The following is a 13,742-nucleotide window of genomic DNA, read 5'->3' on the forward strand; positions in this document are numbered from 1 at the left end:
GTGCTCACGCCCTGTCCGCGACGCGCTCGCCGAGCAGGCCCTGGGGCCGGACGAGGAGCACGAGGATGAGGAGGACGAAGGCCCACACGTTGGACCAGGCACCGCCGCCGAGCTGCTGCATGCCGGGGATGTCCTCGATGTAGGCGATCGAGAGGGATTCGGCGATGCCGAGGACCACGCCGCCGACCATGGCGCCGTAGATGTTGCCGATGCCGCCGAGGACGGCCGCGGTGAAGGCCTTGAGGCCGAGGATGAAGCCCATCTCGAAGTTGATCTGGCCCTTGTCGAGGCCGTAGGCGACGGCGGCGACGGCGGCGAACGCGGCGCCGATGGCGAAGGCCATGACGATGATGCGGTCGGTGTTGATGCCCATCAGCTTCGCGGTGTCGGGGTCCTGCGCGGTGGCCTGCATGGCGCGGCCGCTGCGGCTCTTCGAGACGAAGAGGCCGAGGGCGAGCATGCAGAGCGGCGCGAGGACGAGGACGAAGGCGTCGGCTCGCTGGATCTGGAGGCTTTCGGTGATCTGGAAGGCTTCGCCCTTGAACTCGGGGAAGCTGACGGCCTTCTTGGCGTCCGGGTAGAACTGCCAGACGAGCTGCTGGAGCGCGATGGAGAGGCCGATCGCGGTGATGAGCGGGGCGAGCCGCGGCGCGTTGCGCAGTGGGCGGTAGGCGAACCGCTCGGCGGCGGTGGCGACGGCCACGGAGGCGATCGCGCCACCGAGGATCATGAGCGGGATCGCCACCAGAAGGGACGTTCCGCTCGGCAGAGCGGTGTAGGTGGTGAGGGCGCCGAAGCCCCCGATCATGAAGATCTCGCCGTGGGCGAAGTTGATGAGCTGGACGATGCCGTAGACCATGGTGTACCCGATGGCGATGAGGCCGTAGAGGGCACCGAGGGCCAGACCGTTGGCCAGCTGTTGCGGCAGTTCGTGCACCGCAGGCCTCCGATGAGCTTGTCGGATAAGACTCCGCGCGAGGGCGCTGTTTGCGCCCTCGCGCGGCTTGCTTCAGTTCGTGCGGGTCTCCCGGCGCCTGGCCGTGGGGTGCGGCGCCGGGGCGGTGGTGCTTACTGGTTGAAGGTGTCGCTCTTGACGTCGATCCACTTGCCGCCCTCGACCTTGTAGACCGTGAGCTGCTTGTTGGTGGTGTCGCCGTACTCGTCGAAGGAGACCTTGCCGGTCACACCGTCGAAGGAGACCTTGCCGAGGGCCTCGGTGACCTTGGCGCGGGCGTCGGTCGGGACCTTGCCGCCGTTGGCCTGGACGACGGCCTTGACGGCCTGGATGATCGCCCAGCCGGCGTCGTAGGAGTAGCCGCCGTAGGCCGCGTACGGGTCCTTGTAGCCGGCCGCCTTGTAGTCCTCGATGAACTTCTTGGCGGTCGGGAGCTTCTCGACCGGGTAGCCGATCGAGGTGGCCAGGTCGCCCTCGTTGGCCTCGCCGGAGGCGCTGATGAAGGCGGGGTCGTAGATGCCGTCGCCGCCCATGACGGGGACCTTGGCGCCGGTCTTCTTGATCTGGTCGGAGAGCAGGCCGCCCTCGGGGTACTGGCCGCCGAAGTAGACGGAGTCGGCGCCGGTGCCCTTGACCTTGTCGGCGGTGGAGGAGAAGTCGGTCTCCTTCACGGTGACGTGGTCGGTGCCGACGACCTGGCCGCCGAGGCGCTTGAACTCGTCGGAGAAGATCGCCGCGAGGCCGGCGCCGTAGGTCTGCTTGTCGTCGACGACGAAGACCTTCTTCTTGCCGGCGTCCTTGAAGAGGTACTGGGCGGCGAACTTGCCCTGGACCACGTCGGTGGCGGCGGTGCGGAAGTAGGTCTTGAAGGGGCGCTTGAAGTCGCCCTTGCCCCAGTTGTCGCCCTGGGAGAGCGAGGGGTTGGTGTTGGCGGGGGAGACCTGGGCCAGGTTGGCGGAGGCGAAGACGCCCTGCATCTGCTGGGAGACGCCGGAGTTCAGCGGGCCGACGACGCCCACGACGTCCTTGTTGCCGACCAGCTTGGTGGCGTTGGCCTGGCCGGAGGCGGGGACGGCCTGGTCGTCGAGGGCCTCGATCTTGAAGGTGACGCCCGGGACTTCCTTGTTCTTGTTGGCGGTCTGGACCGCCAGGTCCACGGAGTTCTTGATGCCCTGGCCCAGGGCGGAAAGCGAACCGGTGAGCGGGGCGTCCACACCGATGACGACGGTGGTGGTGCCGCCGGCGTTGTCGCCGCCGCCCTTGCCCTCGTCACGCGAACCGCAGGCGGTGAGGGTGAGCGCACCCGTGGTGAGCACGCTGGTCAGGATGAGCAAAGAACGGTGTCGCACGAAGATTCCTTTCCCTGGCGCGGCCCCCTCAAGCTGAGGCGGTGCCGTGAAGCTGTGTAGCTAGAGGTGCCGTTTTCGATGCCGGGCCGTACTGGTGGAGCAGGGCCGTGCAGAGGATGCGCCCGGCGGCGCGGTGACTGGCCGTGACTCTAAGCGCAGCCAGGGAAGGACCGGGAGCGCCGAGGTCATGATGTGACTGTCTTGTTATGCCGACAGGGGGAACCGGTGTGCAGGCTGTGGGCAAACTGGGGCAAATGGGTCGGTGGCTTGGTGTTCACATGCTGAGAACGCCCAGTTCCGCTAAGGGGCTTGGGTAGATCTTGGTGCTTACGATGCAGTTGAGCAGCTGTCCGAATAGCGGACACCCCTGCTGATCTCAGCGAACGGCGGGACTGACCGGAAGCCTCCGTTCCGCCACCGGTGCCACTTCGTGGGAACGTCACGCAGAGTCACGAGGGGGATGGCCGGGAACCGCTGGTAGGTACGCGCTGTTCGCTGGGCGGTCGCCAGTTCTCCGAACTTCCCGTCGCGCCCCTCGCCGCCTCGCAGCGCCGCCGGGTCTCACGGTCGGTCAGCGCGAAGGCCGCCTCGCGGCCCGCGCGGCGCTCCTCCGACCGCGCCGCGACGAGCACCTCGTCGTGGATCCCGTACTGCTCGTTCGACATCCCCTTCTGCTCCCAGTCGAGCCCCGCCCACTTGCTGCCCTTCAGGGCCTCTTTCACCCAGTAGGACACGAGACTTGTGCAGACGTCCGCGGGTGAACTGGTACGGGGTGACGGCGCCGCGGCCGGCTCGCGAGGCGCCTGACAGCCGGCCGACAGGGCCAGGACGCAGCCGGTCAGGGCCGCGGCGAGCGCGGCCCTGACCGGAGCTGACAGTCCAGGGGTCACGGGAGTTGGACGTACGGCCTCAGGAATTCGCGGGCCCCGGGAGTGTCGAGCCGGTACACGACATTGGTGGCGTAGCAGGGCATGTCGCCCGTGATGGTGGTCGCCACCAGGGTCCGCCTGCCGTCCACCGTGGCGAAGTTCGGACCTCCCGAATCGCCGTAGCAGGCACCGCCGTTGCCCTGCGGAGCGGTCATGCCGAGCCGGATCCACGCGTCGTTCAGGGCCTCGAAGGTCACGGGTGCCTTCATGCGGACCCCGCCGCCCGGGTGGGTGTGCCCGCCCGGCCCCCGCTGCGACTCCTCGGTGCCGTAACCGGCGACCAGGAAGTCGGTGCCGTTCAGTCCCCGCGGGCCGAGCGCGTCCAGCCGGCCGGCCTTCGGCAGGGCGGCCGGGGTGAAGCTCCAGCGCTCCTTGATCTTGGCCGAGGGCAGCTCGATCACCGAGATGTCATGGGTATCGGAGGCCGGTCCCGGGTAGGCAGGGTGACTGTGCGCGACGCCCTCGACGGCGACGGCGCGCGCCACGGCCGCCGGGTCGCCCGGGTGCTCGGCGGCGGCCCGGTCCAGGCCGGCCTGCACGTCCTGGTCGAGCGAGACGTAGAAACGCACGTTCTCCGGCCAGTCGGTCGTGCAGTGCGCCGCGGTCAGGAAGGTGTCGGCGTCGATCATGGTTCCGGAACAGACCCAGTCGACCCGGTCGGGTGTGCTCGGGTCGTCGTCGTTGTCCCAGGTGGCGACCAGTGCGCCGACCTCGGTGCGCTCGGGCGCGGGTGTCGCGTTGTACGAGTTGATCGCTGCGGACGGGATCGCGGTGGCGAGAACGGCAGCGCAGGCCGCGGCGGTCACAGCGGTCGCCACGGTCGTGGTGCGTACGGCGGTCAAGAAGAACCCCTTGGTCGATGAACGCTTGGACGAGCGGATCGGGCCTTCTCCTGCGGGGGGAGGCTGGCCAGTGAAGCGGCTGCCGCGCGCGAGGGCAAGGGGGTACGTGGACAAGGGAGTTGGGGGCCACCCGTCCTGTGAGGCCGATTGGTTCCGGGAAGTCGCGGAGGTCCCGGAACGCACCGCGGCCCGGTACGGGAGGTTCCGTACCGGGCCGCGAAAGGGCCGGGGCGGCGGTCAGGCGCCGGCGCCGTCCAGGCGGCCCGCCGCCGGGAGGTTGTTCGCGTCGCTCGCGCCGATCTCCCTGAGCATGCAGGTCAGCCGGGCCGAGCAGACCCGCTTGTCCTGCTCGTCGGTGATCACGATCTCGTACGTGGCGGTCGAGCGGCCCCGGTGCACCGGCGTCGCGACGCCGGTCACCAGACCGCTGCGCACCCCGCGGTGGTGGGTGCAGTTCAGGTCCACGCCCACGGCGATCCGGGACACTCCGCCGTGCAGCATCGAACCGATCGAGCCCAGGGTCTCGGCGAGCACCGCGGAGGCGCCGCCGTGCAGCAGACCGTACGGCTGGGTGTTGCCCTCCACCGGCATGGTGCCGACCACCCGCTCCGCCGAGGCCTCCACGATCTGCACGCCCATCCGGTTGCCCAGGTGCCCGGCGGAGAAGAGCGCCGGCAGGTCCACACCGAGCGAGGCGTACTCGTCGATGACCTCCTGCGGGAACTTCACGTGCTGCTGCTCACCCATCGCCGGGCTCCGTTCGTCGTCGTACGGCTGGTCTCTCGATCACTCCGAGCTGCCTGAGCAAACGCTTAGGCGGATTCGGATTGTTCCAGACGCACGATCACGGACTTGCTGGCGGGGGTGTTGCTGACGTCGGCCGTCGACTCCAGCGGCACCAGCACGTTCGTCTCCGGGTAGTAGGCCGCCGCGCAGCCCCGGGCCGTCGGATAGTGCACCACCCGGAAACCGGGCGCCCGCCGCTCGCTGCCGTCGGTCCACTCGCTCACCAGATCCGCGTACGCCCCGTCCGCGAAGCCGAGCGCCGCCGCGTCCTCCGGGTGGACCAGGACCACCCGGCGGCCGCCCGTGATGCCGCGGTAGCGGTCGTCCAGACCGTAGATCGTGGTGTTGTACTGGTCGTGCGAGCGCAGCGTCTGCAGCAGCAGCCGGCCCTCCGGCACCCTCGGGTACTCCACCGGCGCCGCCGTGAAGTTCGCCTTGCCGGTCTTCGTCGGGAAACGGCGCTCGTCGCGCGGCGCGTGCGGCAGCGCGAAACCACCCGGGTCGGCGGCCAGCCGCGCGTTGAAGTCCTGGAAACCGGGCACCACGCGCGCGATGCGGTCGCGGATCCGCCCGTAGTCCGCCTCGAACTCCTCCCACGGCGTCGCCGAGCCCTCGCCCAGGACCGCCCGCGCCATCCGCGCCACGATCGCCGGCTCGGACAGGAGGTGCGGGCTCGCCGGCGGCAGGTTGCCGCGCGAGGCGTGCACCAGTCCCATCGAGTCCTCGACCGTCACGAACTGCTTGCCGCTCTCCTGCACGTCCTTGTCCGTGCGGCCCAGCGTCGGCAGGATCAGCGCGCGCGTGCCGGTGACCGCGTGCGAGCGGTTCAGCTTCGTCGACACGTGCACCGTGAGACGGGCGTTCCGCATCGCGGCCTCGGTGACGTCCGTGTCCGGCGTCGCCCCGACGAAGTTGCCGCCCATCGCGAAGAAGACCTTCGCCTCGCCGTCGCGCAGCGCCTGGATGGAACGCACCACGTCGAAACCGTGGTGGCGCGGCGAGACGATGCCGAACTCCTTGTCCAGGGCGTCGAGGAAGGCCGGCGCCGGCCGCTCGAAGATCCCCATCGTGCGGTCGCCCTGCACGTTCGAATGACCGCGCACCGGGCACACGCCGGCACCGGGCCGGCCGATGTTGCCGCGCAGCAGCAGGAAGTTGACCACCTCGCGGATGGTCGGCACGGAGTGCTTGTGCTGGGTGAGCCCCATCGCCCAGCAGACGATGGTCCGCTCCGAGGCGAGCACCATCTCCAGGGCCCGCTCGATCTCCGCCCGGGACAGACCCGTCGCCGCCAGGGTCTCGTCCCAGTCGGCCGCCTTCGCGGCCGCCGCGAACTCCTCGTACCCGTGGGTGTGCTCCCGTACGAAAGCCTCGTCGACCGCCCCTTCCGTCTCCAGGACCAGCTTGTTGAGCAGGCGGAACAGCGCCTGGTCGCCGCCGATGCGGATCTGCAGGAAGAGGTCGGTGAGCGCGGCGCCCCTGAGCATGCCCTGCGCCGTCTGCGGGTTCTTGAACCGCTCCAGACCGGCCTCGGGCAGCGGGTTCACCGAGATGATCCGCGCGCCCGCCGCCTTCGCCTTCTCCAGGGCCGACAGCATCCGCGGATGGTTCGTCCCCGGGTTCTGCCCGGCCACGACGATCAGGTCGGCCCGGTGCAGGTCCTCCAGGGACACGCTGCCCTTGCCGATGCCGATCGTCTCCGTCAGCGCCGAGCCCGAGGACTCGTGGCACATGTTGGAACAGTCCGGCAGGTTGTTGGTGCCGAACTCGCGGGCGAACAGCTGGAGCAGGAACGCGGCCTCGTTGCTGGTCCGGCCCGAGGTGTAGAACAGGGCCTCGTCGGGGGAGGAGAGCGCCCTCAGCTCCTCCGCGAGGATCGAGAACGCCCGTTCCCAGCTCACCGGCTCGTACCGGTCGCCGCCCTCCGGCAGGTACATCGGCTGCGTGATCCGGCCCTGCTGGCCCAGCCAGTAGCCACTGCGCGTCGCCAGGTCCGCCACCGGGTGCGCGGCGAAGAACTCCGGGGTCACCCGGCGCAGCGTCGCCTCCTCGGCGACCGCCTTCGCCCCGTTCTCGCAGAACTCCGCCACATGGCGCTTGTCGGCCTCGGGCCAGGCGCACCCGGGACAGTCGAAGCCGTCCTTCTGGTTGACCTTGAGCAGCGTCCGCGCGGTGCGCCGCACGCCCATCTGCGCCTGTGCGATCCGCAGGGTGTGCCCGATGGCGGGCAGCCCGGCCGCGGCGTGCTGCGGCGCCGCGACCTGCGGCGCGTCCTGTACCGGGTCGCCGGCGGGCGGCTTGCTGACCATCGCGCTCTCCCTTGAGCGGTGACGAGTGTCGTACGTCTCCGATCCTGTCACGCGCCACCGACAACGCACGACGCACCGTCGGTGACGGTTCGCGCGGGGCCGGGGGAGGGACGGGAGTGGACGGGAATGTCAGTGACGCGTGGCAGGATCGTCACGTGGCCGAGACAGCAGCGAAGAAGACCGATGTGACCGAAGAGAACCGCCCGCGCCTGCTCCTCATGGACGGGCACTCCCTGGCGTACCGGGCGTTCTTCGCACTGCCCGCGGAGAACTTCACCACCGCGACCGGGCAGCCGACGAACGCGATCTACGGATTCGCGTCGATGCTGGCGAACACGCTCCGCGACGAGGCGCCCACGCACTTCGCCGTCGCGTTCGACGTGTCCCGCAAGACCTGGCGCTCCGAGGAGTTCCCCGAGTACAAGGCGAACCGCTCCAAGACGCCCGACGAGTTCAAGGGCCAGGTCGAGCTGATCGGCGAGCTGCTCGACGCGATGCACGCCCCGCGCTTCGCGGTCGACGGCTTCGAGGCCGACGACGTCATCGCCACCCTCGCCACCCAGGCCGAGGCCGAGGGCTTCGAGGTCCTGATCGTCACCGGCGACCGGGACTCCTTCCAGCTGGTCACCGAGCACACCACGGTGCTCTACCCCACCAAGGGCGTCTCCGAGCTGACCCGCTTCACCCCGGAGAAGGTCCAGGAGAAGTACGGACTCTCGCCCTCCCAGTACCCCGACTTCGCGGCCCTGCGCGGCGACCCGTCGGACAACCTGCCCGGCATCCCCGGCGTCGGCGAGAAGACCGCCGCGAAGTGGATCAACCAGTTCGGCTCCTTCGCCGAGCTGGTCGAGCGCGCCGAGGAAGTCAAGGGCAAGGCCGGCCAGAACTTCCGTGACCATCTGGAGTCGGTGAGGCTCAACCGCCGCCTCACCGAGATGGTCCGCGACGTCGAGCTGCCGAAGACCGTGCAGGACCTCGCCCGCGAGCCGTACGACCGCACGGCCGTCGCGCTCGTCCTCGACACCCTGGAGATCCGCAACCCCTCGCTGCGCGAGCGGCTCCTCGCCGTCGACCCCGGCGCCGCGGAGGAGGCCGCCCCGGCCCCCGCGCCCGGCGTCGCGCTCGACTTCACCGTCCTCGGCACCGGCGAGCTCGCCGGCTGGCTCGCCGAGCACGGCGCGCAGCCCCTCGGCATCGCCACCGTCGACAGCTGGGCCCTGGGCACCGGGAACGTCTCGGAGATCGCCCTCGCGTCCGGCGACGGCGCCGCCGCCTGGTTCGACCCGAGCCAGCTGGACGAGGCGGACGAGCGGTCCTGGTCGGCGTGGATCGCCGACCCCGCCCGGCCCAAGGTCATGCACAACGCCAAGGGCGCCATGCGGGTCTTCCCCGAGCACGGCTGGAGCGTCGCCGGCGTCACCATGGACACCGCGCTCGCCGCGTACCTGGTGAAGCCCGGCCGCCGCTCCTTCGCGCTGGACGCGCTGTCCGTCGAGTACCTGGGACGCGAGCTCGCGCCCGCCGCGGCCGCCGACGGCCAGCTCGCGTTCGGCGCCGACGACACCGCCGAGGCCGAGGCCCTGATGAGCCAGGCCCGGGCCGTCCTGGACCTCGGCACGGCCTTCGAGGAGAAGCTCGCGGAGGTCGGCGCGAAGGACCTCCTCCACGACGTCGAACTGCCCACCTCGGTCCTCCTCGCCCGCCTGGAACGGCACGGCATCGCCGCCGACCGGGACCACCTGGAGGCACTGGAGCAGCAGTTCGCGGGCGCCGTGCAGCAGGCGGTCAAGGAGGCCCACGCCTCCGTCGGCCACGAGTTCAACCTCGGCTCGCCCAAGCAGCTCCAGGAGGTCTTCTTCGGCGAGCTCAACCTGCCGAAGACCAAGAAGACCAAGACCGGCTACACGACGGACGCCGACGCCCTGGCCTGGCTGGCCGGCCAGACCGAGCACGAGCTCCCGGTGATCATGCTCCGCCACCGTGAGCAGGCCCGCCTGCGGTCCACGGTCGAGGGTCTGATCAAGACCGTCGCCGCGGACGGCCGCATCCACACCACCTTCAGCCAGACCGTCGCCGCCACGGGCCGCCTCTCCTCCACCGACCCGAACCTGCAGAACGTGCCGGTGCGGACGGACGAGGGCCGCGCCATCCGGCACGGCTTCGTCGTCGGCGAGGGCTTCGACGCCCTCATGACCGCCGACTACAGCCAGATCGAGCTGCGCGTCATGGCCCACCTCTCCGAGGACGAGGGCCTGATCGAGGCCTTCACCTCCGGCGAGGACCTGCACACCACGGTCGCCTCGCAGGTCTTCGGCGTCGAGCGGTCCGCCGTCGACGCCGAGATGCGCCGCAAGATCAAGGCCATGTCGTACGGCCTGGCGTACGGCCTCTCGGCCTTCGGCCTCTCCCAGCAGCTGGGCATCGAACCGGCCGAGGCCCGCGGCCTGATGGAGACGTACTTCGAGCGCTTCGGCGGGGTGCGCGACTACCTCCGCCGCGTCGTCGACGAGGCCCGGGCCACCGGCTACACCGAGACGATGCTCGGCCGCCGCCGCTACCTCCCGGACCTCAACAGCGACAACCGCCAGCGCCGCGAGGCCGCCGAGCGCATGGCGCTCAACGCCCCCATCCAGGGCACCGCCGCGGACATCGTCAAGGTCGCCATGCTGGGCGTCGACCGCGCCCTGACCGAGGCCGGCCTCGCCTCCCGCATGCTGCTCCAGGTCCACGACGAAATCGTCCTGGAACTCGCCCCCGGCGAGCGGGACCAGGTCGAGTCCCTCGTCCGCGCCCAGATGTCCACGGCGGTCGACCTCCGCGCCCCCCTGGACGTCTCGGTGGGCGTGGGCCCGAACTGGGACTCGGCGGCCCACTGACGGAAATCGCGGCGCCGCACCGCCCGGCGCCGCACCCGCCGCCGCCCGCGCATGGGCGGCGGCGTGGGGCCCTGTGGCCGGCGTGCACGGGCCATGGCGTGGGTCCGCGGCCGGCGCCGGTGGGGGTCAGATGGACCTGGCGGGTGGTGCACAGCACCGGCCTCGTCCGCGGCACCGGCTCGACTACCGGCTCGCCCTGCTCGGCCACGACAACGAGACCATGAGGTACGGGGGCGCACCCGGGAGCTGCGCACCCTGGAGGGGGTCGCGCTCGCCGTCCACCGGCGCCTCGGCGGAGGCGCGGCGGCCCGCGGCTCCACTGCGGCGGAGGGGATCAGCGAGGTCCCGGGCGGGAGTGCTCCGGCCGCCGCCCCGAGGCCGGACCTTCCGCACGGAGGCCATCCGTTCGCCCGTCTCCCGTACGGCCGTCTTCTGTACGGCCGTCTTCCGTAGGGCGGCCTTCTGTACGGCCGTCTTCCGTAGGGCGGCCTTCTGTACGGCCGTCTTCCGTAGGGCGGCCTTCCGTACGGCCGTCTTCCGTAGGGCGGCCTTCCGTACGGCCGTCTTCCGTACGGCCGTCCTCCGTACGGCGGTCTTCCTCCGCACAGAGGCCCTCCTCCGCGCGAGGAGCCGGACGCGAGGCCGCCCGCGCCGCCCACAGGCGCATCCCCGCGCCGTAGAGCAGCACGCCGAGGATGAGGCCCGAGCCCGCTCCGAAGCAGATCGTCGGGATGATGTCCACGGGCGTGCCGATCCCGCCCCAGTACGCGTAGAAGCGCAGCACCCGCTGGACCACCCCGGCCAGGACGCACGCCCCGATCACGCCCGCCGCGAGCAGCAGCCCGCGCCGGTCGAGGACCGGGACCCGCGCGTGCGGCGGCCCGTCGGCGGGCACGGCGCGCAGCGCCCGCAGCGTGAACCAGCCCAGCAGGACCAGGGCCAGCGCCGAACCCCCGTACTGCGCGTACAGATAGACGGGGAATCCGCCCACCACCTCGCCGAGGACCGGGATCAGCCGGGTGCCCCAGCGGTCGAGATGGGTGAAGGCGTCCCAGACGACGTGTGTGGTCGCACCGATCGCCGCCGACACGGCGAACCAGCCGGCGAGGGCCACCGGGCGGCGCTCCCGCCACGACCGGCCGCGAACGAAGCCGTACACCCGCCCGCGCCACCGCGGCGGGAGCAGCGCCACCAGGGGCTCACGCACCATCAGCCACAACGCCACCACCACGGCGGTGATGAGCACGTCGACCGTGACGACTCCGAGGAACGAGTGCGTCACCTTCCCGAACAGCATGGCCCCGGGCACGACAGAGGCGGCGAAGTAGGTCATGTCGGGCGAGAACGAGCCTGCCACCAGGGCCGATGCCACCAACGGCCCCCGTGCCGTGGCGTCCCGCCGGAGTCCCGGAAGCACCGCGGCGGCATGACTGAGCGTGAAAGGCACCGAGCTCCCCCTCGTCCGATGTGCCAGCCAAGTATTCCTGACCGTCCCGAGCGGAAAGCCCGGACGGCCAAGTGGTGACGAAACCGTGAAACACGGTCAGGGCGCGGTGTTCCGTGCCTCGGAGTTGGCATAGGGTCGGCGGGTCGGACTCGCGCGGGGAGCGCGGACGCGGGACTCGGGGAGGGACCACACGTATGGCAGCGCACTTGGGCCGCCGGCTGCGCAGGGGAGCCACCAGCGGTGCGGTGGTGGCCGCGGCGGTCGCGGCGTTGGCCGCCTCGCAGGGGCCGGGCACGACTCAGCCGCCCGCCGACGGCGCGAGCGGTGACCTCCCGATCGGGGCCGGCGACACCGCGACGTCCCCGGACGGCTCGGCCTCCGGCGACTCGCCCTACTACACCGAGCTGCCTCCGCTGAACACGCCCAACAAGCCGGGCGCTCCGACCGGCACGCTGCCGATCGTCACCGGCCCCGCGGCGGCCGGCATACCCGCGTCCGTCCTCGCCGCCTACCAGCGCGCCGAGCAGTCGATACGCTCCACCGACCCCGGCTGCAACCTGCCCTGGCAACTGCTCGCCGGCATCGGCAAGGTCGAGTCCGGGCAGGCGCGCGGCGGAGCCGTCGACGCCAACGGCACCACCAACTCGCCGATCCTCGGCCCCGTCCTCAACGGCGTCGGCTTCGCCAACATCTCCGACACCGACAACGGTGCCTACGACGGCGACAGCACGCACGACCGGGCCGTCGGCCCGATGCAGTTCATCCCGTCCACCTGGGCCACCTGGGGCCAGGACGCCAACGGCGACGGGAAGAAGGACCCGAACAACATCTACGACGCGGCCCAGGCCGCCGGTCTCTACCTCTGCGCCAACGGCCGCAACCTCGCCGTCAAGGCCGACCTGGACCAGGCGGTCCTCAGCTACAACCGCTCGCGGGAGTACCTGAACACGGTCCTGTCCTGGTTCGAGTACTACAAGCGCGGCACCCACCAGGTGCCCGACGGCACCGGAGTGCTCCCGGGCAACCGCAGTGACAACCCGGGCAGCAGGCACGGCGCCCGGCCGACGCCGACGGCCCCCGCGTCGCCGAGGCCGACGCCGACCACGCCGAAGCCGACCCCGTCCAAGCCGGTCGAGCCGACGCCCACCAAGCCGACCACGCCGCCCACCACCGACCCGGCGGCCAAGGTGGTGCGCCTGAACAAGGACGGCGCCACCGCCCTCCGCGCCAACGCCGGCGGCACCTTCGCCACCCGGCCGACGGTGCTCGCCGTCGACCTGGCCGGCAGGCCGGTCGCCGGTGTCCAGGTGCGCTTCCGGATCACCGGCGAGACGGACACCCGGTTCGCCGTCGGTGCGCGCGAGGTCACCGCCGTCACCGGGTCGAACGGCAAGGCCGTCGCGCCGACCCTGAAGGCCGGCGAGCTGACCGGCGGCTTCACGGTCAGCGCCACCGTCGTGGGCCGCGCCCTGAACGCGGCCGAGTTCTCCGCGACCGTGACCGAGCGCTCCGCCGACACCCTCACCCACGTCGACGCCAAGGAGCTCACCGCCACCACCGGTGCCGCCGTCACCGGCCCGGTGACGGTCAAGGCCACCGCCGGCGGGGCCGTCGCCGCGGGCGTCGCCCTCACCGCCGAGTTCGTCACGTCCGCGACCGACCCGCAGCCCGCCACCGACGGCCCCTACTTCAAGGCCGCCGACGGCAGCGCCGTGCGCACCCTGACCGGCCTGACGACCCGCGCCGACGGCACCTACGAGCTGCCGGACATCTTCGCGGGCGACAAGACCGGCACCTTCCTGCTCCGGCTGACCGCGCCCGGCGGCGGCACGGTGACGATCACGATCAACGTGACCGCCCCGGCGCCCGAGCCGACGCCGACGCCGTCGCCCTCCTCGTCCACCGGTACCCCGGAGGCCACGCCGACCTCCTGACCTTCCGAGGTCTCCCGCTCGTCACCACACGCCGCCCTCGTGTCCCCCATCGGACGCGAGGGCGGCGCACGTGTTCCGAGTGCAACGTGTTCTCATCTCGCGGCGACGTTGCTACGGTGCCCCCGCCCTGACGATGTATCAGATCGAGCACCGGGAGGCCGACCTTGCGCGCTCTTGCCGCCGCCGCCATCGGACTCGTTCCCGTCCTCCTGTTCATCCTCCTCGTCTCCTTCGTCGATCTGCCGCCGGACGGGCCCACCTCGCCGCAGCCCCTGCTCACCGCCGATCCCGGCCCCAAGAAGTGAGGGGCCGCCC

The 13,742-nt window shown here is 71.3% G+C and carries 9 protein-coding genes and 1 pseudogene; 3 read left to right on the plus strand and 7 right to left on the minus strand.

Translation table 11 applies throughout. The features are described 5' to 3' along the window. Nucleotides 1-4: 4 nt before the first annotated feature. The 6 genes from ACFY8W_RS15945 to ACFY8W_RS15970 all read right to left on the minus strand — a co-directional run bounded on the left by ACFY8W_RS15945 (nt 5) and on the right by ACFY8W_RS15970 (nt 7,170). Nucleotides 5-937, minus strand: a complete 933-nt coding sequence (locus tag ACFY8W_RS15945) for a branched-chain amino acid ABC transporter permease (protein WP_384418858.1) — start codon at nt 935-937, stop codon at nt 5-7. A gap of 131 nt (nt 938-1,068) precedes the next feature. Continuing rightward, nucleotides 1,069-2,304 (minus strand): ABC transporter substrate-binding protein, encoded by a 1,236-nt coding sequence (locus tag ACFY8W_RS15950; RefSeq protein WP_391105153.1) that lies wholly within the window; start codon nt 2,302-2,304, stop codon nt 1,069-1,071. Between the two features lie 449 nt (nt 2,305-2,753). Next, on the minus strand, nt 2,754-3,038 hold the full coding sequence (locus ACFY8W_RS15955; protein ID WP_391105155.1) for a hypothetical protein: 285 nt from the start codon (nt 3,036-3,038) through the stop codon (nt 2,754-2,756). 152 nt (nt 3,039-3,190) lie between these two features. Next, on the minus strand, nt 3,191-4,075 hold the full coding sequence (locus ACFY8W_RS15960) for a trypsin-like serine protease (RefSeq protein ID WP_391105157.1): 885 nt from the start codon (nt 4,073-4,075) through the stop codon (nt 3,191-3,193). Nucleotides 4,076-4,312: 237 nt separating this feature from the next. After that, on the minus strand, nt 4,313-4,822 hold the full coding sequence (locus ACFY8W_RS15965; protein WP_391105159.1) for a hotdog fold thioesterase: 510 nt from the start codon (nt 4,820-4,822) through the stop codon (nt 4,313-4,315). 65 nt (nt 4,823-4,887) lie between these two features. Further along, nucleotides 4,888-7,170 (minus strand): FdhF/YdeP family oxidoreductase, encoded by a 2,283-nt coding sequence (locus tag ACFY8W_RS15970; protein WP_391105161.1) that lies wholly within the window; start codon nt 7,168-7,170, stop codon nt 4,888-4,890. Nucleotides 7,171-7,325: 155 nt separating this feature from the next. Here ACFY8W_RS15970 and polA point away from each other — a divergent pair, with 155 nt between their 5' ends. Beyond that, entirely contained in the window at nt 7,326-10,046 is a 2,721-nt protein-coding gene (gene polA / locus ACFY8W_RS15975; protein ID WP_391105163.1) for a DNA polymerase I, read from the plus strand. Between the two features lie 607 nt (nt 10,047-10,653). On the opposite strand, the pseudogene ACFY8W_RS15980 reads toward polA, so the two are convergent. Beyond that, nucleotides 10,654-11,493 (minus strand): annotated as a pseudogene (locus ACFY8W_RS15980) (DUF4184 family protein); the annotation flags it as partial. A gap of 194 nt (nt 11,494-11,687) precedes the next feature. On the opposite strand from ACFY8W_RS15980, the gene ACFY8W_RS15985 reads away from it, so the two are divergent. Further along, nucleotides 11,688-13,427, plus strand: coding sequence for a lytic murein transglycosylase (locus tag ACFY8W_RS15985; RefSeq protein ID WP_391105165.1), 1,740 nt, complete (start codon nt 11,688-11,690; stop codon nt 13,425-13,427). Between the two features lie 164 nt (nt 13,428-13,591). Continuing rightward, on the plus strand, nt 13,592-13,732 hold the full coding sequence (locus ACFY8W_RS15990) for an SPW_0924 family protein (RefSeq protein WP_384419978.1): 141 nt from the start codon (nt 13,592-13,594) through the stop codon (nt 13,730-13,732). Nucleotides 13,733-13,742: the final 10 nt, after the last annotated feature.

The sequence above is a fragment of the Streptomyces sp. NPDC012637 genome, from assembly GCF_042954805.1.
GTDB lineage: Bacteria > Actinomycetota > Actinomycetes > Streptomycetales > Streptomycetaceae > Streptomyces.